A 22,817-nucleotide genomic window follows, 5' to 3' on the forward strand; every position below is an offset into this window, starting at 1 on the left:
ACGATAGTTTAGGGGTTGCCCTACGCAAAAATAGCTCGATGCCAGGTTTCATTTTAGATATACTTAAAGCCCCTAGCTCACATCACAGCAAGGGGCTTTTTGTTTATCCTAAGAATCGTCAAGTTTGAACTCTGACTTTTCACGGTAAGTCCTCAAGCTCCGAAAAAGCGTGGCTTTTTCCACAGTCTAGTTCTCAATAGCTCTGAGTTAATGAAAATAGCTAACGCAAAAATCAAGGCTTGGGAAACCCCCAAAATGACCTTTTCCACATCCCGTGAAAAGTCAGGTTTGAACTGTACCAGCATTAACCCTGTTTTGTCCCTTGGGCAGTAGTATTAAGAGTTTTAACTTCTAAAACTAAACTTAAATATAGCGCGATCGCCTCATAATAAAGAAAGTGCTGAAATGGCTCTTGCTAACACCCAAACTTAATTATTTTTCAGAGAATTAGACTTATTTTATCAACACAATGTTAAATAGAAATCACCTATGCTTGATTTAAGAAAATTTGCTAAACTTCATGATTATTAACTATGCTCGCTTCCTTGTTTAGCTGATAGAAGTCCTACAATCTAATAGGCAGAACTTTAAAGTTGTAATTTTTCACTAAACATATCTGCAAAAAAAGTAAACTTTGTTGCTTAACACTTGTGCATGACCATGTGTAACTTATTGCCTATCCTCTATCATTACTTAGTTGTTAATAACTAGCTCTTAATACAGAAAATGTCACTTAAAATCGTTCATAGCTTTGATGGCAATTTCACTCTTGAAGCACAAGCTCAAGAAACTCTATTCAATTTATTGACAAGCGTTGCTTTCTTGAACCAAATTTGCCAACAATTATTGGGGTGTGAGCAACTTAAATTTACAGAATTACTTTTCCAGCCAGTTCCTTACAGCTTAACTACCACTAAAGGAATGCCAGCTGAATTTGAAAAATATTATGAATCTGATGAGTATGTCATTGTCAATGTACCACCAAATTTTATGTTTAGTGCCAAGATTTTTAAACCCAGCCGCCTTTGTGCAATTTATCAAAAATTGGGTAATGAATAATTTTCAAGATAATTTTTCTCTAATTCGTAATTTTAAATTTTGAAGGCAAATAGTAAGTTTGTATATTTGATGTATGGCTTCTGAAACAAATCTTTCTTCTTTGGCAACTCTGGAATACATTCCTTACATTGACGATCGCGGTCAACTACCCGAACAATTTCAGGGTAAAATCGGTGTATATGCTATATTTGACCAAGAAAAAGCACTTCAATTTGTAGGATACTCCCGTGATGTTTATCTTAGCCTCAAGCAACATTTAGTCCGTCAGCCACAGCAATGCTATTGGGTAAAAGTTGAAACTATTGAACGTCCTAGTCGTACAATTTTAGAAAATACTGAAAATGCTTGGATTGCTGAAAATGGCAGTGTGCCTTGGGGTAATGGGGATCAAAAGGAAAAATGGACTCATCCCATTGATGTCAAAGTTGTAATGACACCTGAAGAACAGGCAAATTATCAAAATCCAGCTAATGATGAATTAGCACAAATAAAAGTTCTTAAAAATGTGGCACGGAGAGTAGAAGCAGAAATTTCAACGCAATTGTTAGAAGTGCGCGGTTTGCAAATGCAGATTCGTTTCAATCCTAAATTGAAAGAAGAAGGTTTACTAGATTTGAAATAAAGATAGTTTTGGGGAAAACTATCTTATGAATATCGTTTGTAATCTCCCATGACAATACAGCTGCTGAACGATCGCTATCAAGTTATCCGCACACTAGGCGCTGGTGGGTTTGGTGAAACCTATCTAGCTGAAGATACCTATATGCCTTCAAAGCGTTGTTGTGTGGTTAAACAGCTAAGACCGATTCACAATAATCCCCAAATTTACCAGTTAGTGCAAGAGAGGTTTCAACGCGAAGCAGCTATTTTAGAAGAACTCGGTGGCACAAATGACCAAATTCCGGCATTATATGCCTACTTCTCTTCAGGTGGACAATTTTACTTAGTTCAAGAATGGGTTGAAGGCGATACCTTAACCGCAAAAGTCCAGAAGCAGGGGCTATTTAGTGAAGGCGCTGTCCAGGAATTATTCATGAATTTATTACCTGTCCTGGATTACGTTCACTCGAAGCATATCGTTCACCGCGATATTAAACCGGATAACATCATTGTGCGTTATCGGGATGCTAAACCAGTACTGATTGATTTTGGTGCTGTGCGGGAGTCAATGGGAACAGTAGTAAATTCTCAAGGCAATCCTACCAGTTCGATTGTGATTGGTACACCTGGCTATATGCCGAGCGAACAAGCCGCAGGTAGACCAGTTTATTCTAGTGATTTATACAGTTTAGGAATGACGGTAATTTATTTGCTGACTGGTAAACAGGCGCAACAACTAGAAACCGATTCTCAAACGGGTGAAATTGTCTGGCGGCAATATGCTACTCATGTTAGCCCAATTATGGCAAGAGTAATCGATGGGACAATCGCTTATCATCCGCGCGATCGCTACCCTACAGCCAGAGCAATGCTAGATTCTTTGCAGAGCATAGCAAATCCAATTCCACCGACACAACCCCTGTTGACTCAACCGACTGTAGTCTCTGCATCGCGACCTCAAACAGTGCCTGTCAAACCACAGCCTAGCCATCAAAGTAGTAATAGTCAGAATAATATCCTCATGGGTAGTTTGATTGCAAGTGGGTTAATTGGTGCATCTGTGATTATTAGTCAAGTGTTATCCAAATCTTCTCAATCTACAGCAGACAAAACAGTACTACCTTCAGAAACACCGTCAAATGTTACAAGCCCCGTGATAAAAACTCCCACATTTATACCAACTACCCCATTTCCAACTCAATCACCTTCTTCAACTACATCAATACCACCAGTTGATACCACGACTCTCAACAATTATTTCTGGCTTTCTCAAAGACTTGTAACTGATGCAGATTTGGATGGTAAAAGCGGTTTTGAACTAGATATCATGCGAAATTCGATTTTTGCCAGTCATGGTCGCCGTTTTGATAATACTGAATTGCAAAATTACTTTAATAACCAACCTTGGTATCGTCCTATATATTTACCAAAGACATTTCCACCTAAATTGCTCTCAAAATTAGAGCAACAGAATGTAGAATATATCAGCAAATATCAGGCTAACACTGGGTTAAGATATTTTAAATAATAAGTTTTTCATCATCAGGGAGTGAGGACTGAAGAGAATAACCAATACTTTTCTACAAGAGGCTGTGCTAACGGCAAAATCTCACAGTGAGTAGTTGGACAAAGCTGATTATAAAAACTGTAGAATTACTCAGTACAAGTGCCCCTTGCTCTTGTGTAAGTCCTTATATTAGTTTTGACTTATCAATCGATTTATGACTACTTATTAGATAATATCTGGGGTAGCTTGTGTAGCATATAAGACAAATTTACGGATATTCAAGACCCTAAAATTGAAAAATATTAAGGGCTAATCCTAGCGAAATGTATGTGGGGTCAGAACAAAACTGTGTTTTTGTGCCAAAAACTACATCTCTAGATACTAGTCAGTTTCAGAACTAGGCATTTATATTTAATATATAAAATTGCTATTTTCAAGATTAGAAATCCATAAGTTAAAGAAATGCCATTTTTATATTTTCTTTGTTATTTTGTATTTAACGGGACAGTTCTTCATGATTTGGTGGGCTTAAATAACAATTAGTTAAACTATTTCTCTTCCCAAAGATGCATGTAAATTGTTTGCATTATGCTTACTTTGCTTCTTAATCTACAAGCATAGTGCAAATTGACTAAACATATTACATGGTGATATTCTCAATCGGCAAATAGTTCATATTCACAAGGAAAACCTTGCCCACAACTATGCTTAAAACACAGAATCGGCGTATTTTTCTGCCTGCTTTTATTAAACCTTTAGAAGAAAAGAATCAAACAGGTAGTAAAAAGCAATTTGCTCAACCGAAATTAGATTTACTGCAACCATTACGTCAATGGCTCGACAAAATTGAGATTCAAAATCGGAAATTAGCTAAATTTATTGCTAAACTAATTCCCGCCCAGTGTCCATTCGAGCGTGATATCATGCTTTTTGGTCGCAAAATAGGACACATTCCGCCAATGTGCAAGCTAAATCCGCTTTATAACGAACTTGTCTACTTACGTTTTCGCGCTTTGTGTTATCTAGTAGATCAGTGTGGAGAGGATATTCAATCTTACTGCTGAATATAACTAGAAAAAACATAATATGGAAATTAAAATTGAGCATCAACCCACACAAGAATATCTTAATGAATTAGATGTATTTAAATAGGAAATTTTGAAAAGTAAGTTTCAAAATTCTCTTAGACTTATGATTTTCAAGAAACTTGCTATTTTTTGGAAGTTGACGTACTTGTTACTCCTGATGGCGGAGAACCAGTGCAAATGGGTAAAGGTGATTTAGTGATTTTTCCCGCTGGTATGTGCTGTACATAGGAAATTACAAGGAACGTAAAGAAGCATTATTACTTTGAATAGTCAAAAATCAAAATCGATCGACTTTTTTTCTGGATTATCCAGAAAAGCAACATTTCATAAATCAATTTTGATTTCTATTATCGGAAGGCTCCTGGCAAGTATCGTAGGATAAAATGGCAGAATCGGTAAATTGCTTATATCCATCTCTGTCAAAACTTGTTGCAACTCCATCCCCTAAAGAATATTCAGAGAAATAGCTCCTCTCATTCTCTCCAAATTTGGCAGTAAACAAAGATCCACGACAACTTTTGCGAAGTCGGGGATCTTGTGCGATCGCCAGCAGAGAAAATCTAGAGAGTTCATAATCGTGTTAGTGGGAGTTTAGTTACAGAAGATGCTGTTTAGCAGCAAAAGGTTTCATCCCTCCGCAATTTTATTGAGGAAAATCATTAACAATGTTACTGCATTTAAGTACTTGGCAAGAAGTCGAAGTTTATTTACAGCAGTCAAAGGGGATTATTTTCCCTATTGGTTCCACAGAACAACACGGGCCAACAGGGTTAATTGGTACTGATGCTATTTGTGCAGAAGCGATCGCAGCCGGTGTGGGTGATGCAACCCAAGCGATCATTGGCCCTACAATCAATGTGGGGATGGCACTGCATCATACTGCTTTTCCTGGGTCAATCAGTCTGCGTCCTAGCACTTTAATTCAAGTAGTGCGAGATTATGTAACTTGTTTAGCAAAAGCTGGTTTTAGCAAATTCTACTTTATTAACGGACACGGCGGTAATATTGCTACCCTCAAAGCTGCTTTCTCAGAAACTTATGCTCATTTAGAAGATTTGCAGATTGCCAATGCTCAACAGGTGCAATGTCAAGTGGCAAACTGGTTTATGTGCGGTTCTGTATATAAGCTAGCTAAAGAATTATATGGGGATCAAGAAGGTTCTCATGCAACGCCAAGTGAAGTAGCCCTCACCCAGTACGTTTATCCAGAGGTGATTAAGCAAGCACCCCTTTCACCAGAAGTTGCAAGCGGACATAGGATTTATAGCGCTGCTGACTTTCGAGTACGTTATCCAGATGGACGTATGGGATCAAATCCAGCTTTAGCAACGCCAGAACATGGTAAGCAATTTTATGATTTGGCAGTTAAAGAACTTAGCAATGGATATTTGGAATTTGTGAACGCAGAATAAAACTCATGAAAAGACATTGTAGAGATGCGAGTAAAATCGTGTCTCTGCATAAAATATCTTGAGAATGATTATTAGACATTTGGTGAAATTAAATATGCGTTATCCAGAATCCTTGTAAAGATGTGTTAACGTAGCGGGGCGTTTGCGATAGCGTTTCGTAGAGAAGCTCAGTTCAATTTCGTGTCTTTACCTTCTTGTGGTTCAATAAGAATAAAAAAGGCTGTAAATTATCTTAGCTATTAATAATTTGTTCCACTGCAACAGAAACATCTGAGAATGCAAGCAGTTGAATTATTCCTCCGGTCAATGTCTGTTTTGTCGTATACTCTCCATCTAAAATTTCTCGATACACCACCAAGTGTAACTTTTTTAGATTGACAACCCAATATTCTAAGATACCTGCTTCTGCATAGATTTTGCTTTTCGTCTCTAAATCCTTTTCTAAACTAGAGTTAGCGTACTCAATCAACCAGAAAATATTTTTTGGATAGGGATGATGCTGCCGATACTCGCGTCCTAAAGGTTGGACAATAGCAATATCTGGTTCGGGTTCCGAGTTGTTGGGTAGAGTAATTGGTTTAGCTTGACGAATTTTAGCGCGTCCAGCTAATAACTTTGCTAGATAGTCACCAGCTTCACCACTACTATAAGCGTGAGGTTCTCCTTCAGGTGACATTTCGACAATTTCTCCTTTAAGTAGTTCGACTTTGCGATCGCTCAAAATGGCAGCGTCAATCATGCGGTGATATTCGTCAATCGTCCACTTAGCAACTATCCCACTCATGACGATTGATTCCTCCTAATAATTCTTTATATTCTCCCATTTTAAATGACGGCAATGTATTGACCTCGATCAACATGATACTTCGCCAGCATATTCTCTAAATCGTCATAAAATCGCACCTCAATACCAGCAGCCTGAGAAATCCACTGAGTATTATCAAAATATTGTTCTATTGAGAAATCCTGTGCAGGATAGGTACAACACCAAGCTGACCATTCAATTGTCCTCCAGGTATAGCCTTCAGCTTTGAGAAAGTCTCTGATTTTGATGGTGGGTCTTATACCTTTTCCAGCCTGATTACCCACTTTAACAGTAATGCGCTGTATACTTCCAACTAAAGGGGGATAATCTAACCAATCAAGTAAGTTAATTCTTTTCCTACTTTTTAATTCCTCAAGGAAAGGTGACAAGTTTTTTGTTTCGGTAAGAATAAATAAATGCTCTACTGCACGAGTTAAGGCAACGTAAAAAAGACGACGCTCCTCATCAACTACTTGCTCAATGCTATTACCGAAAACACGGCTAAACATCAAATCAGGGTGTATTAATGGGTAACAACGAGAGACAGCATCAAGTATTATAACTACATCATTCTGAAGACCTTTATACTTGTGAGCGGTTGATATAGTTACAGCCTTTCTTGATTCTTCAGGAAGGTAGGAGTGTATCAAGCTTAAGAAGTTGTCGAGTACGCCATCTCTTGATATACGTTTACCATAATTCACATACCAAGGTAAACTATTCTTACGGCTGAGTAAAACTACATTTTTTCTATCCTTAATAGCCTTGTCTACTAAGCGCAATATAGCAGGCGTTATACTATCCCCTGGATGCTCCTCTTGCTCCTTGGGAGTTTGATTAAATTGTCCCATATCAGCAATTTCAACCGTTCCAAATATGGCTTTATGGGCACGAGCAGGAATACCCAATCTATACATCAATGTATTACCAATATCGACAATTGAAGTAGCTGAACGGTAATTAGTAGCTATATTGAGTTTTTGCGAAGGCTGGAAAAACTGTGCGAAATTCTGGTAAAAGCGAAGGTCAGAACCAGCAAAACCATTAATTGCTTGCCAGTCATCACCTACACAGAAAAATTGTGCTTGAGAATTTTGTTGTCGAATTGCTTCTATTAAATGGTGAAAGAGTTCTGAGAAATCTTGATATTCATCAATCAGTATGTATCGAAGACACTTTAAATCGCCAGTACCAGATTTGCGACGAAATACAGTTTGTCCTGATGCGATAACTGCGGCAGCTTTTTGCATTAATCCATCAAAATCTTCCTCGCCTGTTGTCTGAAGGTATTGTAAATAGGACTGATAAAACCTTTGTGCAAGCTCCAAAAAACGCTGCTCGACATCACTAGCACACTTATGATTATCAACGAGTGAGGCTAATTTTTCTGAAGTGAGGGACAGTTTGCGACAACGCTGAATAAATCCTTCTACTACTTTGGTGAAGCGGTCTATAGCTCTAAGTCTAATTTTATTCCAAATCTCGTCTTCACTCAAGCGATCGCACCTAACACTATAACTTTCAAGACATCGCTTAAGTAAAGCACAAAAATCTTCTACTCCCTCAAATCTGAGGGTTGTCGAAGATAATTCCACAAAATGCCAGTTACGATGATTTTGCCAATATTCTCGTTTTTGTTCTGACATGATATCGTAATCTGGATCACCTTCGAGTCCAAAATATTCAATAACTATCCCCTGATTTTCTCCAGTAACAATCGTAAAATCAGGGCGATAATTAATGCCATCCCACCAAAAGTTACGCTCGTATTTGTATGTAATATTGTGTTCTAATAAAAAATTGGCAATTACTTTCTCACCAAAAGATTTGTAGTGCTTTCCATCAAGCCCTTCTCTTGGCAATGAGCGACGGTAACGCAACATTTCTTCAGGACTTTTATCATAACCACCCCAAGCAATGCGCTCCCAGTCTTCACGAAAGTTCGCCATCATCAAAACGCGAATTTTTTCAGAAACATCTGGCTCGCGGCGATACTCATCAATTACAGTTTGTAAAACTTGGGCTTTGTTCTGTTGTCCATCTCGTTCATTAAAAAGAAGACTTTCTTCTGGATGAACTAAAGCGTATGCTAATGCATGGAAAGTCATTACATGAGGAATAGAGCTTTGTATTTGTAGGGTGAGGCGCTCTTGTATCTCCTCCGCAGCCTTGCGATTGAAAGCTAAAAGTAATATTTCATTGGGTGCAACACCGCAATGTTTTTGTAAAAATAAAGCTCGATTTACCAAAGTTGAAGTTTTGCCACTTCCAGCCCGTGCTACTACTTGTATATGAGCTTCCATAGCACCAATTGCTGCTACTTGCTCAAGGTCAGGTGAGAAATTCAAATTGGTTTGTACCCAAGATTGCACATAACTTAATTTTTCAGCTTGGTATTCTTTAAATGATACGTGTTCAGTACATTTAGTTTGATAGAAGTTATCAGCATTGAGAAAATTTTGTTTAAACTGGTTTTTTAAGTTTTCAAGTAAAACCTGTTTTTCTGCTTTTCGTCTTTGTACGTCTTTTACATCTTGCTCTCTTCGGACTAATTCAAAAATTTCTTGACGAGAAATAGGTGGTGATATATTACTAAATTTTCTAAGAAATTGCTCTTTTTTATATCTAAAAACTAATCCATCTCTGTATTCTATCTCGAATGAAACTTCTGATGTTTTTAGTTCATGTACTGCATAAACTTTTCCTTGTGTATAATACTTTACTCCTGCTATATTTCGTTTTTTATCTTGATATTTAACTTCTTCTTTAAGACGGCTAACTTCTTTTTTATGCAGCAGCCTCCAGAGGTTATCGTTATCACCAATAACTTCTGCAAAATTTTGAATATTGTCAATATGTAAACTGTTATCCATACTCTGCTTTACTCTCACTCAACTGCTTGCAGCGACTTAAGCCCCTATTTTCAGTTTTCCCGCAGACAGAGCATAATTAACAGCAGTGAACGATATACTACCGCAGACCAAATGCTACTAGATCCGGATTTAAAGCAGTTAATGAATATTTAGTGAATAAAAAACGGTAGAGCAATAAATACTCTACCGTTTTCTAATTCTTTATTTGAGATTTAAATCCCAAACCCTAAATCTTACTCAACACCTTGGGGTAACAATTCCCGACGCTGTTGAGAACTAACTTGCACAACGCCATTTTCATCCACATCAACAAGGGCTGTATCGCCATCCTTGATGCGACCAGACAGAATTTCTTCTGCTAGGCTATCTTCTAACAGGCGCATAATTGCCCGACGTAATGGCCTCGCGCCGTAGCTGGGACTGTAACCTTCAGTGATCAAACGATCCTTGAAGCGATCGCTGACTTCTAAGGTGATACCCTTTTCAGTTAGACGACCAAATACTTCCTTGAGCATAATTTCGGCGATTTGGGTGACTTCAGGCTTGCTCAACTGACGGAAGACGATAATTTCATCGAGTCGGTTGAGGAACTCTGGACGGAAGTACTGCTTGAGTTCCTCGTTTACCAAAGAGCGAATCCGGTTGTAAGTTGACTCGCTGGCATCTTCAGAGAATTCAAAGCCGATACCGCTACCGCCTTTTTCAATTACCTTAGAACCAATATTGGAAGTTAAAATCAGCAAGGTGTTCTTGAAGTCCACCGTGCGACCTTTGGCATCAGTTAACCGACCGTCTTCCAAAATTTGCAGCAACATATTGAATACATCGGGGTGTGCTTTTTCGATTTCGTCGAACAACACCACGGTGTAAGGACGCCGCCGCACGGCTTCGGTCAGCTGACCACCTTCGTTATAACCAACATAACCTGGAGGTGAACCAATCAGCTTGCTGACGGTGTGACGCTCCATGTATTCGGACATATCTAAGCGGATCATCGCTTCTTCAGAACCGAAGAAGTAAGCAGCCAAGGACTTCGCCAACTCGGTTTTACCTACACCAGTAGGCCCAGAGAAGACAAAGCTAGCTATGGGTCGATTGGGATTTTTCAAACCGACACGAGCGCGACGAATTGCCCGTGAAACTGCTCTCACAGCTTCGTCTTGACCAATTAAACGCTGATGCAAGGTGTCTTCCATGTGCAGCAGCTTTTCAGATTCAGATTCGGTGAGTTTGTTCACCGGTACCCCAGTCCAAGAAGCGACAATGTGGGCAATGTCTTCTTCTGTAACTACAGGTTCTTCATGTTCAGCGCCAGTTGCATTGGTCTTGCTTTGAGCGATCGCCCGGATTTCAGCTTTGATTTCCATTTCGCGATCGCGCAATTCTCCAGCTTTGTCAAAGTCTTGAGAGCGCACCGCGTCATCTTTTTCTTTTAATATCTGACGCAGTTCTTTGTCTAACTCTTTGGCTGCGGGTGGCAGCTGGGAGTTAATCAAGCGCACCCTAGAACCAGCTTCATCAACCAAGTCAATGGCTTTATCTGGAAGGTAGCGATCGCTAATGTAACGGTCTGACAATTTCGCCGCCGCTACCAATGCTTCGTCGGAGATTTTCAGCTTATGGTGTTGCTCGTAGCGTTCGCGCAGACCATATAAAATTTCAATTGTTTCATCAACTGTAGGTTCGCCAACCATCACTGGTTGGAAACGCCGCTCTAGCGCTGCATCTCGCTCGATGTGCTTCCGGTATTCATCTAGGGTTGTAGCGCCGATGCACTGCAACTCACCCCTGGCCAAAGCTGGCTTGAGGATATTCGCTGCGTCAATCGCACCTTCTGCTGCACCCGCACCAATTAAGGTGTGTACCTCATCAATCACGAGAATGACATTACCCGCAGAGCGGATTTCATCCATGATTTTTTTCAAGCGTTCTTCAAATTCACCCCGATACTTGGTTCCTGCTACGAGTAAACCAATATCCAAGGTGACAACGCGTTTATCTTCTAGGATGTCAGGGACATCCTTGGTGGCAATACGTGAAGCTAAACCTTCAGCGATCGCAGTTTTACCAACCCCTGGTTCCCCAATCAGCACTGGGTTATTTTTTGTTCGGCGACCCAATATCTGAATCACCCGCTCAATTTCCTTGGCGCGTCCCACCACTGGATCGAGCTTATTGTCAATCGCCATTTGGGTCAGGTTTGAGCCAAATTCATCCAGAGTCGGGGTTTTTGTGCGCCCGGATGAACCGCCTGGTGAAACTTCGGCAGTTTCTCCCAACATCCGAATGACTTGGGTTCTTACCTTAGATAGATCCACACCGAGGTTTTCTAGCACTCTGGCTGCGACGCCTTCCCCTTCGCGGATTAGGCCCAACAGCAGATGCTCGGTGCCAATGTAGTTATGCCCCAGTTGGCGTGCTTCTTCCAATGAGAGTTCTAAAACTCGCTTTGCTCGTGGCGTAAACGGAATTTCCACAGCAACAAAGCCCGATCCCCGTCCTATAATTTTTTCAACTTCAATTCGGGCATCTTTGAGATTGACGCCCATTGATTTCAGCACCTTAGCAGCCACTCCAGTGCCTTCGCCAATCAGACCCAGGAGGATCTGCTCGGTTCCGACAAAGTTGTGACCTAAACGGCGGGCCTCTTCTTGGGCCAGCATGATTACCTTAATGGCTTTTTCTGTGAAGCGCTCAAACATGGCTTTATCCCATCATCTGCGGTCGTGCCGGTATGCTGATTTTAGCACAGGCAAAGCTTTTGGATGCCTGTATAACAGATTATAGACATCCTGAAGCTATGACTTGAGTTGATAGACTAATTGTTACTATTGACTACTTTTATCTGGCTAGTGTACTGAGGAGCTTTAGTTCACCAGCGTTTTTGGGATTTATTACAAATAGCTAATTGCTTAGATTAAGGGTTTCTTGACTCAATCCCAAACATTTATATATAACATATATATTTTTTAATATCAAGCAAAAATAGTTTATATATAGTTTATTTATGTTATTAAATTTTAAGATAAAATATTTAAATATAAGTAGGTGCAGCAAAGTTGCATTTTTTTGCTGAAGCCGCTCGCAAGCCCTAATAATTCAAAATTAATTACGAATTACAAATTACGAATTACGAATTAGTTAAAAAGCAAGTGCCAAGAGGATTTGTCCAGGCGATCGCTGACAATGGAATACCACTGGTCTAAAGTTGCTTGAAATTTGGGGTGTTGTAAATCTGCTAGCCAAAGGATTAAAGCGTCCTCATCGTTATCTTGGTAGTAACGCCGCCGCCACCCCGCTGTTTTGAAGCCAAATTTTTGATATAAAGATATAGCCCCCAAGTTGGAAGCTCGCACTTCGAGGGTAGCTCGCTCCATTTTGCGATCGCAAGCTGTCTTAATGAGTGAATATAATAAAGCCTGTCCTAAACCTTGACGGTGATATTCGGGATGAACCGCCAAAATTGTAATGTGAGCTTCCTCTAAAATTGACCAAAAGCAACCCATCCCCAGCAGTCTCGAATTATAGACAGGAGAGAATAAACCCAGCAAATCGCTGTTAGGACTGTTCAACTCTCGTTGGTAGCCCTCCATTGTCCATAGACCGCCAAAACAGGCTCGATCCAGTTCCAACAACGCACTCAGATGTTCTGGGGTGAGTAATTTAATTTCTAAGTCTAATGAAATCACATTTATTGAATAACGTTACAAACCCTTTGTAAACTGGGAATCGGAAGATGAACTCAAAGCCCGTAATTTGAACAAGGAAAACTTTTATAGTTATGGTATCGACTCACCCCACTGGGGTTCAACATTCTGGAAGTCAATATTTACCTCAAAGGCCTGACACCAGCGCAAATCCATCGCCTAATCAAGAACTTTTACCCTTGACTGCCAGAGTTCATAATCATGACCTCCTGGAAATTGGTGGGTGTGATGTCACAACCCTAGTTGAGCAGTTTGGTTCACCTTTATATATTTTAGATGAAGAAACCCTGCGTTCGGGTTGTCAGCAATACCGAGATACTTTCAAGCAATACTACAAGGGCGAATCTCAAGTATTGTACGCCTCAAAAGCTTGGAATTGTTTAGCAGTTTGTGCGATCGCGGCATCAGAAGGTTTAGGAATTGATGTCGCATCAGGCGGTGAACTTTACACCGCGCTGCAAGCAGGTGTCAATCCTGAGAAAATCTATCTTCATAACAACAATAAATCTCGTGAAGAACTGATTTTTGCCACTGAAGTCGGTTGCACTATTGTGGTGGATAACTGGCACGAGTTACGCACTTTGGTAGAAATTGTTGAGACGGCAAATTCCCCTTCTGTACATCCTCGATTCCTGTTGCGTCTGACACCAGGTATTGAATGTCACACACATGAATATATCCGCACGGGGCAACTAGATAGTAAATTTGGCTTTGATCCAAATGAGTTAGAGGAATTATTTACTTTTGTCAGCAAACAGTCTTTCCTTAACTGCGTAGGGTTACATGCTCATATCGGTTCCCAAATTTTTGAACGCCAACCGCATCGAGATTTAGCGACTCTGATGGTGCAGTGGCTGCGAGATGCCGCAAAGTATGGTTTAAAGATTACAGAGTTAAATGTTGGTGGCGGTTTAGGGATTAAATATATAGAATCAGACGATCCCCCTAGCATTAAAGAGTGGGTGAAGGCGATTTGTGAGGTAATTCAAGAAGCTTGTGCAGCCGAAAATCTGCCTTTGCCGAAATTACTCTGTGAACCAGGGCGATCGCTAATTGCTACAGCTTGCGTTACTGCTTATACTGTTGGTTCATCCAAAGTCATCCCAAAAATTCGTACCTACGTGGCAATTGATGGCGGAATGTCTGACAATCCCCGCCCGATTACTTACCAATCAGTTTATCGGGCAGTCATTGCCAATAAAATGTCTTCTCCCCTAACCCAAACAGTCACAATTGCTGGTAAACATTGTGAATCAGGAGATATTCTGATTAAAAATGCTCTACTTCCAAAGACTGAACCAGGGGATATTCTCGTAGTTATGGGAACTGGTGCGTACAATTACAGTATGGCATCTAACTACAACCGCTTGCCCCGACCGGCAGCAGTCGTAGTGGCGAATGGCGAAGCAAATTTAATTTTGCAACGTGAAACTTATGAAGATTTAATTCGACAAGATCGCCTACCAGAAAGATTAAAGAAATAGTCATTTGTCTTTGGTCATTAGTCATTAGTCATTGGTCATTAGTCATTTGCAAATGACAAAGGACAAATGACAAAGGACAAATGACAAATGACCAACTGTAAATTAGAGGCAAAAGTTTAATCCAGATGTCATGAGAGATTGGTGGAAGCAATGGCTGACAAACCTGGGGTGGTCACAGTCCTTGCTACTTGGGACTCTGGATATTGTCTTAGTGCTGGCGCTGACGTACATGATACTAGTTATTATTAGTGAGCGCCGGACACTATGGATGGTGCGGGGATTCATTATCTTAATGCTAGCCTCAGCACTAAGTGGCAGATTCGGACTACCTCTGCTAAGTTTTGTACTAGAAAAGTTGGTGATTGGTTGTGCTGTGGCAATGGCAGTTGCTTTACAGTCTGAGTTTCGGCGGTTTTTGGAGCAATTGGGGCGTGGCGAATTCCGCCAGCTGTTTCAACCCGACCGTTTGGCAATCCCCAAATCTGATAGTGTAATTGATGAAATTGTTGAGGCTGTTAAAGAATTGTCAAAAAACCGCATTGGAGCTTTACTAATTGTGGAAACCACAGGGCCAATTGATGAGCGAGATTTTTCTGTGCCAGGAGTAAAGCTAAATGCAGAAGTTTCTAAAGAACTAATCCAGACAATTTTTCAGCCGAAAACTTTGTTACACGATGGAGCGACATTGATTCGTGGCTCACGGATCGTGTCATCAGGTATAATTTTACCACTTTCGGGACGCACAGCCTCGCGCCAGTTGGGAACACGCCACCGGGCAGCAATGGGAATTACTGAGCGGGTCGAAAATTGCATTTGTGTTGTTGTCTCTGAAGAAACGGGTTCTATTTCCTTGGCGGAACGGGGAACCCTAAATAGACCGCTGACGATTAGGAAACTGAAAGAGTCATTAGAGGCTGTTTTGTCTCCATCCGTAGATAGGGAAGCAGTTGCTCCTGGTCTGTTGAGTTTTGTTCGTCGGATAGGTGGGAAGACACTAGCACTGGTTTCACGTTTACTCAGATTACCATCGACCGCTTCTCGAGATAAAAAATGACAGTACAACAAACTAAACTGCAAGATTTACCTACTGATTTAAAACGAGAATTATTGCCGCAGCACGTTGCGGTGATTATGGATGGTAATGGTCGATGGGCTAAACGTCAGGGTCTACCCCGAATTATGGGTCATAAGCGAGGAGTAGATGCTCTCAAGGATTTACTTCGCTGTTGTCAGGATTGGGGAATTCAGGCACTGACGGCTTATGCTTTTTCAACGGAGAATTGGAAAAGACCCCAGGAAGAAGTAGATTTTTTGATGACTTTGTTTCAAAGAGTTTTGCGCCAAGAACTGCGAGAAATGGTCGAAGAGAATGTTCAAATTAAGTTTGTAGGGAATTTGCAAGACCTACCGCGATCGCTCCAACAAGAAATTTACCGTTCAATGGAAGAAACTAAGGATAATCGCGGTATCCGGTTTTCGGTAGCAACTAATTATGGCGGACGGCAGGAAATTTTACAAGCTTGTCAGGCGATCGCAAAACAAGTCCAGCAAGGCATGCTACAACCCGATGAAATTAATGAACACGTCTTTGAAAGCCACTTATACACAGCCGGAATTACTGACCCAGATTTATTAATTCGCACAAGTGGAGAAATGCGTCTCTCAAATTTTCTTCTCTGGCAAATGGCTTATGGAGAAATTTATATTAGCGATACTCTCTGGCCCGATTTTGACCGGGCTGAGTTTCACCGCGCCTTGTGTGCCTATCAGCAACGGGAGCGGCGGTTTGGGAAAGTGTAAAATAGTGCTGAGTAATGAGTAAGAAGTGATTCAGTAAGGAAGAAGAAAAAAGATGTTCTTTTCTGTTAATTCTTCTACTCAAGACTTACAACTGGGCACTCAGTTTTGGGAATACCCACCCTAGAAGATAGGCGATCGCACTTAAACGATGAGCGATGCCTGCGGCGGTAAACTACGCATTTTGGTAAAATAAAGGGATTCAGTATTTGTTAGATGTGATTATGCCAGAGGTTGCACGGTTCTATGGAATTGTGATTAAAGTGTTCTTTGGCGATCACCCTCCACCTCATTTTCATGCAATCTATGGCGAGTACAATGCGTTAGTCAGCATTGAATCACTTGAAATTATTGAAGGAGATTTGCCAAATCGGGCACAAAAGCTAGTTCTAGAGTAGGCAACTTTATACCAGCAAGATATGTTGCAAATGTGGAATACCCAAGAGTTTCGTAAACTACCTCCTTTGAAGTAAATTTAGGTTAGGAGCAGCTATGTTGTATCCTCGAATTCATCAAGCCAAAGCAATCGATGAGACTACTCTAGTCATTGAATTTACCAATCAAGAGGTGAAAAAATACGATGTTCGTCATCTCTTAGATACTCCAATGTTTTCTCCACTTCGACAACCTGCTTTTTTTAAGAACTTTAAGGTCGAGCAAGGGGGCTATGGGATTGTGTGGAATGAGGATATTGATCTTAGCGAGTATGAGCTGTGGAAGAATGGTGTGTCCTTGATGGAGAGTGAAGACAAGGCTGGCGATCGCATTCAACAGCCATAGTGCGTAGTTTACAGCCGTAGGCATCGCTCTTCCAGCAATACCCGCGATCGCTACTTTGAGCAAGCCGGATTTGTTAAGCTTTTGTAGTGGGTGATAGTTGCACGATCGCATCTTATAAATCGCACTCCTCCAACCCCCCCAAAACGTGATCGCATTTGTCCCAACTTCCAAAGCTGCGAAGCGATCGCTCTCCTCCCTTTTCAACCGCGATCGCATTTCCCAACACCGCACCTGATCGCCAATCTTGAAGTGCGATCGGGTGCGGAATGTGGGTTACAAGATCGGCGATTGATTGGTAGGGTGGCTTCGCGACAGCGTAAACCATGCAGGGGTTGGGTTTCGTTGCCTCAACTCAACCTACGGGCGAGCGAGCGCACTAATCCCTCTCCAACGCGATCGCCCTTCCAACAACACCATCTGAGCAAAACAAGTGATCGCGTAACCTATACAGATGTTGGGTTTCGTGCCTCAACCCAACCTACGGGCGAACAATCGCATTAGAATGTATCTATTTTTATCAATTGAGCAATGAGTATTTCTACATGCGAATGTAGGATCGGGAAACGTTGTGAAATTCTGAGCAACACTTCTCGCATAGTAGAAATATTAGCCGTAATCGCTGATGGGACTTTACGTTCCATCAAGTCCGTAAATAGGTTAAGGATCATTATTGCTAAATCTTCGTCAGATGTATCCAACAAATTCAAGAGTAACTTAAAATCCTCTAATGCACCAAGTCGAGCTCTTGCCCCGAAAAGTTGGGCTTTTACTCCTGAAGAAGTTTCTGACTCAATGTAGGTTTGAAGTTTTGGTAATAATTGAGGTGTACCTAGAAGCCCAATTGAACTAGCAGCGTAGGCTCGAACTGATTCATCAGGATCGAGTAGCGCAGACTCCAACTCCTCTAAAGCGTTAACGTTTCCCAAATCGCCAAGTGATTCAGCCGCTGAAGCGCGAACAATTGGTTCAGGATCATTTTTTAGTAAAGATTTTATCGCTTCAGTAGCTAAGGTATAACCAAGAATACCAAGCGTATCCACTGCCTCAGACCTAACAATAACTTCTGCATCAGTTAGTAAATTTATCAGAGCAGAACCAACAAGCTCCCGCTCTTGTGTTCCTAGCTGTCCTAGAACTCTTGTCGCTGTTGAGCGGACTACATCATCAGGAGACACCAACAGTTCTAATATTGTTGGCACAGATGCGTAAGCTTCTCGATTAAGCAAACTGTGAAGTGCCTCTACTTGCTGTACAGGATCGCCTGAATGACACTGAGCCAGTAATTTGTTTAGGCTGGAGCTTTGCATTACTGTAATCCTTAACTCTTACTAGTTAGCTAAGCCTGAATAAAGGCAAGAAGACTTAACTTCTGAGTGTATCATCCCCTTATAAAGAAAAGGGAAGATTGCCATAACGCATTTTGCACTTAACCCAGACTATCTTCCACTATAGCTACTACCCCTACAACCATAAAATTTTTCGGTTGCTTTAAGCTTCAAAAGTTTTTTTATGTCACCAGCCTGTTCAGCAGCTTTCCTAATTATTTCGAGAGCTTCACATATACTCAGCAATTTACCTGTTTTTTTAGCCGCTTCAATCAGCCTTCTAACTTCATCCATGATGCCTGTATCAGCAGTATTCTTCTTCCCGCCTTTCGACATCAGAAGAATAATACCTACTATGAACAGCATAATTCCTATTACATTCAAAATAGTCCAAATACTAACCGCAGCTCCTCCAGCTACAACAATTGGAATAGCTATTGCCGCACGTTGAATCTTACTTTGAACCGTTTCTGAGTCATCCGAATCAGACATATCAGAAACTGGAGGAGACATAAAAGGTGTAGAAAGGGATGCCTGCAAATTCTGCAAGAGTGTTACAACGGTTGATGCTGCAATAGGTTCTGTTCCAGGAGGAGCGGTTGAATCCGTGGAGTCAGTTTGAGCAGCAATTTCAGGCAAAGAGATTGAACCCTGTGTTTCCTGACTTAATGTACCTAAATGACCATTCAAAGCTGCGATTTGATCGCTTGATAAATAGACAATATCTTGCCTAGCAACTTTCTGCATTGCTTGACCAATCTGTGCCAGTAAACTAGCTTTTTTCCCTTCTAATAACTCACTGCTATATTGCTCACCTTTATCTTTCGCCCAATTATAGGCATCACCTCCAGCTTGAGTGACAGTATCTACGGCTGCACTACCCTTGTCTTTCGCCCAATCGTAGGCATCGCCTCCAGCTTGAGTGACAGTATCTACGGCTGCACTACCCTTGTCTTTCGCCCAATCGTAGGCATCGCCTCCAGCTTGAGTGACAGTATCTACGGCTGCACTACCCTTGTCTTTCGCCCAATCGTAGGCATCGCCTCCAGCTTGGCTAACAGAATCAACCGCTCCACTGGCTTTCTCTTTAGCCCAATCTAAGACACCTCCACCTGAACTATTTTCTGGTTCTTTTTCTTCGTCATCATCACCAAACCATGATCGCCGCACTTGCATTTCCGAAACAGAGGATATTTCGACTGATCGCTGTACCTGTTCCTCTTCATCACAAGCTGAACACTTTAGCTGAACGTTTGGCTTGTTAGGAACTTCCTTTGTTTGAACCGCACCTGTTTGCTGCACCACATGGGTCAACTCATGAGCAGTCAAAACATCCTTCGCGGGAGCCTTTCTTGCACCAAAGTAAATATCCTGCTTGTGCGTGAAGGCTTGGGCGTTCAAATCTTGATTCATCTGAACAGATTCGTTGCCCGTATGGACTCGCACTTGGCTGAAGTCGGCACCAAAGCGAGGTTCCATGAAAGTGCGTACCTCATCCGGTAGTGGACTGCCCCTACCCTGACTACTATTCAGCTGACTTTCAAGATTGCTTCCCGCTTGAAAGCCTGCATCAGGCGATCTTTTTGTTTGAATCTCCTCTTCTTCCGGCATCGTCTCGCGCTGGACTAACGGCGTGATCGTTGCTGCTAAGGGTTTGGTTTGAATCTCGTCTTCTTCTTCCAGCATTGCCTCATGCTGCACAGATGGCTTGGCATCGGGCATACTCATCACTTGGTCAGCGATGCGATCTGCTTCCTGCTCATACACATCATTGGGCGCACCCACCGTCAGCTTTGCCTGGGGACGACGCAACGGTATGCGACTAATGTCGTGACCAAAAGATCGTTGCTGAATGGCTTGTGATAACAAGGATTGCTCGCCAGCAGGCTGCACTTCTTGAAGGTTGGTTGATTCTTTTATTGCTGTTTGGATTACATTATTCGTTGGTAAACCAAAGCCTCGCACTGGGTTTGCCAGCGTCGGAGTAGTTGGTGAGACAAGCGATGGATTTGAAAAAGTTGATGTACCTGCTTTCTTGCGCCCAAACGTGCGATCGCTCATCTCACCCTTCCTTCATCAATGGGTAAAGCCCTAATTTCTACTTCCAGGCATTTTTCATTAGCAAATTTTACAATTTTTGAAAAGGCGATTGCTATCGACTTTCGTCTAAATTTACAATCAAACCCAGCCACCAATTTCTGCTTCAGTGAGTTGTCTGGGCATTACCACAAAACTTGTTAACTAAGGGGGAGAATTAGTTTTAACACCGCAATGCCTGCGGCGGTAAACTACGCACATTGGCGCGAATTTGAGCCATTGCAGTCGAGCCATCAACGACTTTGCCCCGTTCAAAGAAGTAATTGAGGAAAAATAAAATCAGCTATTTTTCGGTCGCCGCAGTTGCTTGGAACCAATCGGGCCAAGAAGTTGGTTAAGGCTACGCAACTGTTCTTCTGTACCCATACCAATTAGCTGATCTCCCGGCATTAAAATCGTATCACCAGTAGGGCCACCGATTAAAGTCCCATCAATGCGGCGAATTGCCAGAACCAATGCCCCAGATTGCGATCGCAATCTCGCCTTTTGCAAACTTTGACCCACAACAGGACAGAAAGCTGGATCGAGTAAAAATTCTTCCATATACAACTGGCGGTCTGCACCAGTCAAAATCCCGTCTACAAAATCCAACACCTGCGGTCTGAGTGCCGCAGCAGCCATCCGCTTCCCCCCAGTAATATAGGGGGATATCACTTCATCTGCACCACCGCGTCGTAACTTCTGCAAAGCTTCTTCTGTACTTGCCCGTGCAATCACCCGAATTCCTGAATTCAGTGTTTTTGCTGATAAAACAATATATAAATTTTCGGCATCTGAAGGAAGGGCTGCAACAATACACATCGCCCGTTCAATACCAACTTTTAGGAGTGTGTCATCTAATGTAGCGTCACCTTGGTATGCTGTATAACCTTCAATCTGCGCCCTTTGTATTGATTCCGTCTCCGAATCAATTACTACAAAAGCTACACCTTCTGTCCGAAATTCCTTGGCAATTTGCCGACCAGTCCGACTAAATCCACAGATGATGTAATGTTCTGATAGGGATTCCATTAACCGCCTCTGTTGTTGTAGCCGAATTCCTTCTTGAAAATAGCCTTGAATGATCGCTTCTGTAAATCTGTTGACAATGTAACCGATATTGACTACACCCAACAAAATCAGGGCAATTGTAAATAATCGTCCTCGGCTACCTAGTGGATGCGTCTCTCCATATCCCACAGTCGCTAAGGTGATCACTGTCATGTAAGCTGCATCTTCCCATGACCAGCCCTCCACTAGCCAATACCACAAAGTGCCAAAAAAGAAAACACCGCCAAGAGCGATCGCCCCAGCCATCAACTCCTTTTGGATACGTTGATATTTTTGCTCAAGTGTTGAGAATGAGGTAAAAATATTACTTTTAGCCTACTTTTTCTAGTTTTGTACTAACTTTATCGCATTTGTGCTTTTTAGTACATTCAAACTATAACTTATCCAGCTATGACAGGTCACTACTTTGAAGCGGCCACCGTAGGCGATACCTTCTCTATGGGTTACTCAAGAAAAATGAAAAGCGAGGAAAATACATTATTTACATTGGTATAAGATGTGAGTAAATGGCATTATATTCAACTTTTCAGATATTTTCTAAAAATACTATAAAGATCTTGTAAATAATTTCTGTTTAATACTAGTAAATTTAATGACGTTTACATTTCTATGACATAATTTGAACTGCCTAGCTAAGTTATTTATTTAGCTAGGCAGTTCAAATTGTTACAAGAGGGGCTTTAAATGAAAACGATAAAATCTTTAGCGACGTTAACGCTTTGTATTCTATCAGCATTAAGTACTTCAGTTGTTTTGAACACCCAACAGGTAAAAGCAGAAAAAGCATGTTCAAATAGAAGTCTATATGGAGTATATGCAAATCAAGGTGGAGGGTATGTGAATAACACTGAGCCGTATGTCTTAAATGTTTTAAGCACCTATGATGGCAATGGAAAAGCCACGGGCACTATTCTAGTTAGAAGTATTGCGGGAAAAGTGACAACTAATCTTGGCACTCAAGGCACATACCAAGTGAATAGTGATTGTAGCTTTACTGCATCCTATAGAAGAACCGATGGGACGACAGTTAATTATAGCGGTGTTGTTTACGATGATGGTGACAAGTTTAGTTTAACTGAAACTGACTCTGGTACCGTTGTTAATATACAAGCTCAAAGAGTTAGGAAGTACTACCCTAACCACTAACACAATTGAACGAGTTTTGTAACAGTCGGGTCTGTTAATACTTTAAGTTTTTTATTATTGAGGGGTAAAATGTTTGATTGTCGAAAC

At 41.4% G+C, this 22,817-nt stretch carries 19 protein-coding genes and 1 pseudogene; 13 read left to right on the forward strand and 7 right to left on the reverse strand.

Annotated elements, in window-relative coordinates; translation table 11 throughout:
* Positions 1-726 precede the first annotated feature (726 nt).
* The 6 genes and pseudogenes from HWQ58_RS23725 to HWQ58_RS23750 all read left to right on the forward strand — a co-directional run bounded on the left by HWQ58_RS23725 (position 727) and on the right by HWQ58_RS23750 (position 5,666).
* Positions 727-1,059 (forward strand): hypothetical protein, encoded by a 333-nt coding sequence (locus HWQ58_RS23725; RefSeq protein WP_292867975.1) that lies wholly within the window; start codon positions 727-729, stop codon positions 1,057-1,059.
* A 73-nt stretch (positions 1,060-1,132) separates the two neighbouring features.
* A complete protein-coding gene (locus HWQ58_RS23730; RefSeq protein WP_292867978.1) occupies positions 1,133-1,681 on the forward strand; it encodes a GIY-YIG nuclease family protein in 549 nt (182 codons plus the stop codon).
* A 48-nt stretch (positions 1,682-1,729) separates the two neighbouring features.
* Positions 1,730-3,187 carry a YARHG domain-containing protein gene (locus HWQ58_RS23735; RefSeq protein ID WP_292867981.1) on the forward strand — a complete coding sequence of 486 codons (1,458 nt, stop codon included), beginning with the start codon at positions 1,730-1,732 and terminating at the stop codon, positions 3,185-3,187.
* A 683-nt stretch (positions 3,188-3,870) separates the two neighbouring features.
* On the forward strand, positions 3,871-4,230 hold the full coding sequence (locus tag HWQ58_RS23740) for a Mo-dependent nitrogenase C-terminal domain-containing protein (protein WP_292867984.1): 360 nt from the start codon (positions 3,871-3,873) through the stop codon (positions 4,228-4,230).
* 22 nt (positions 4,231-4,252) lie between these two features.
* Positions 4,253-4,482 (forward strand): annotated as a pseudogene (locus HWQ58_RS23745) (cupin domain-containing protein).
* A gap of 437 nt (positions 4,483-4,919) precedes the next feature.
* Positions 4,920-5,666: a creatininase family protein gene (locus tag HWQ58_RS23750; protein WP_292867987.1), complete on the forward strand. Its 747-nt coding sequence runs from the start codon at positions 4,920-4,922 to the stop codon at positions 5,664-5,666.
* 232 nt (positions 5,667-5,898) lie between these two features.
* Here HWQ58_RS23750 and HWQ58_RS23755 read toward each other — a convergent pair whose 3' ends face one another.
* From HWQ58_RS23755 to rimI, 4 genes are all read right to left on the reverse strand, one after another.
* Positions 5,899-6,450, reverse strand: a complete 552-nt coding sequence (locus HWQ58_RS23755; RefSeq protein ID WP_292867990.1) for a Uma2 family endonuclease — start codon at positions 6,448-6,450, stop codon at positions 5,899-5,901.
* Between the two features lie 41 nt (positions 6,451-6,491).
* Positions 6,492-9,344 (reverse strand): UvrD-helicase domain-containing protein, encoded by a 2,853-nt coding sequence (locus tag HWQ58_RS23760; protein ID WP_292867993.1) that lies wholly within the window; start codon positions 9,342-9,344, stop codon positions 6,492-6,494.
* Between the two features lie 233 nt (positions 9,345-9,577).
* A complete protein-coding gene (locus HWQ58_RS23765) occupies positions 9,578-12,046 on the reverse strand; it encodes an ATP-dependent Clp protease ATP-binding subunit (RefSeq protein WP_292867996.1) in 2,469 nt (822 codons plus the stop codon).
* Between the two features lie 435 nt (positions 12,047-12,481).
* The gene (gene rimI, locus HWQ58_RS23770; protein WP_292867999.1) at positions 12,482-13,033 is read right to left on the reverse strand and encodes a ribosomal protein S18-alanine N-acetyltransferase; all 552 of its coding nucleotides are present in this window, start codon (positions 13,031-13,033) and stop codon (positions 12,482-12,484) included.
* A gap of 92 nt (positions 13,034-13,125) precedes the next feature.
* Here rimI and lysA point away from each other — a divergent pair, with 92 nt between their 5' ends.
* From lysA to HWQ58_RS23800, 6 genes are all read left to right on the forward strand, one after another.
* Positions 13,126-14,535, forward strand: coding sequence for a diaminopimelate decarboxylase (gene lysA / locus HWQ58_RS23775; RefSeq protein WP_292868002.1), 1,410 nt, complete (start codon positions 13,126-13,128; stop codon positions 14,533-14,535).
* 130 nt (positions 14,536-14,665) lie between these two features.
* The gene (gene cdaA, locus HWQ58_RS23780) at positions 14,666-15,589 is read left to right on the forward strand and encodes a diadenylate cyclase CdaA (RefSeq protein WP_292868005.1); all 924 of its coding nucleotides are present in this window, start codon (positions 14,666-14,668) and stop codon (positions 15,587-15,589) included.
* A complete protein-coding gene (locus HWQ58_RS23785) occupies positions 15,586-16,335 on the forward strand; it encodes an isoprenyl transferase (RefSeq protein WP_292868008.1) in 750 nt (249 codons plus the stop codon). The genes cdaA and HWQ58_RS23785 overlap by 4 nt, the downstream gene beginning before the upstream one ends.
* A 221-nt stretch (positions 16,336-16,556) precedes the next feature.
* Positions 16,557-16,730: a DUF4160 domain-containing protein gene (locus tag HWQ58_RS23790; protein WP_292868011.1), complete on the forward strand. Its 174-nt coding sequence runs from the start codon at positions 16,557-16,559 to the stop codon at positions 16,728-16,730.
* 94 nt (positions 16,731-16,824) lie between these two features.
* Positions 16,825-17,112, forward strand: coding sequence for a DUF2442 domain-containing protein (locus HWQ58_RS23795; RefSeq protein WP_292868013.1), 288 nt, complete (start codon positions 16,825-16,827; stop codon positions 17,110-17,112).
* A gap of 90 nt (positions 17,113-17,202) precedes the next feature.
* Positions 17,203-17,613 (forward strand): hypothetical protein, encoded by a 411-nt coding sequence (locus tag HWQ58_RS23800; protein WP_292868016.1) that lies wholly within the window; start codon positions 17,203-17,205, stop codon positions 17,611-17,613.
* Here the strand turns inward: HWQ58_RS23800 and HWQ58_RS23805 are convergent.
* The 3 genes from HWQ58_RS23805 to HWQ58_RS23815 all read right to left on the reverse strand — a co-directional run bounded on the left by HWQ58_RS23805 (position 17,610) and on the right by HWQ58_RS23815 (position 21,830).
* Positions 17,610-18,419, reverse strand: coding sequence for a HEAT repeat domain-containing protein (locus tag HWQ58_RS23805; RefSeq protein WP_292868019.1), 810 nt, complete (start codon positions 18,417-18,419; stop codon positions 17,610-17,612). The two genes, HWQ58_RS23800 and HWQ58_RS23805, sit on opposite strands and share 4 nt — an antisense overlap.
* A gap of 129 nt (positions 18,420-18,548) precedes the next feature.
* The gene (locus HWQ58_RS23810; RefSeq protein ID WP_292868022.1) at positions 18,549-20,498 is read right to left on the reverse strand and encodes a DUF4157 domain-containing protein; all 1,950 of its coding nucleotides are present in this window, start codon (positions 20,496-20,498) and stop codon (positions 18,549-18,551) included.
* A gap of 315 nt (positions 20,499-20,813) precedes the next feature.
* A complete protein-coding gene (locus tag HWQ58_RS23815) occupies positions 20,814-21,830 on the reverse strand; it encodes a TrkA family potassium uptake protein (protein WP_292868025.1) in 1,017 nt (338 codons plus the stop codon).
* Positions 21,831-22,268: 438 nt separating this feature from the next.
* Between HWQ58_RS23815 and HWQ58_RS23820 the strand changes: the two genes are divergently transcribed.
* Positions 22,269-22,730, forward strand: coding sequence for a hypothetical protein (locus tag HWQ58_RS23820; RefSeq protein ID WP_292868028.1), 462 nt, complete (start codon positions 22,269-22,271; stop codon positions 22,728-22,730).
* The last annotated feature ends 87 nt before the right edge of the window (positions 22,731-22,817 follow it).

Source organism: Nostoc sp. LPT, from assembly GCF_017115165.1.
In the GTDB taxonomy this organism is placed as follows: Bacteria; Cyanobacteriota; Cyanobacteriia; order Cyanobacteriales; family Nostocaceae; genus Nostoc.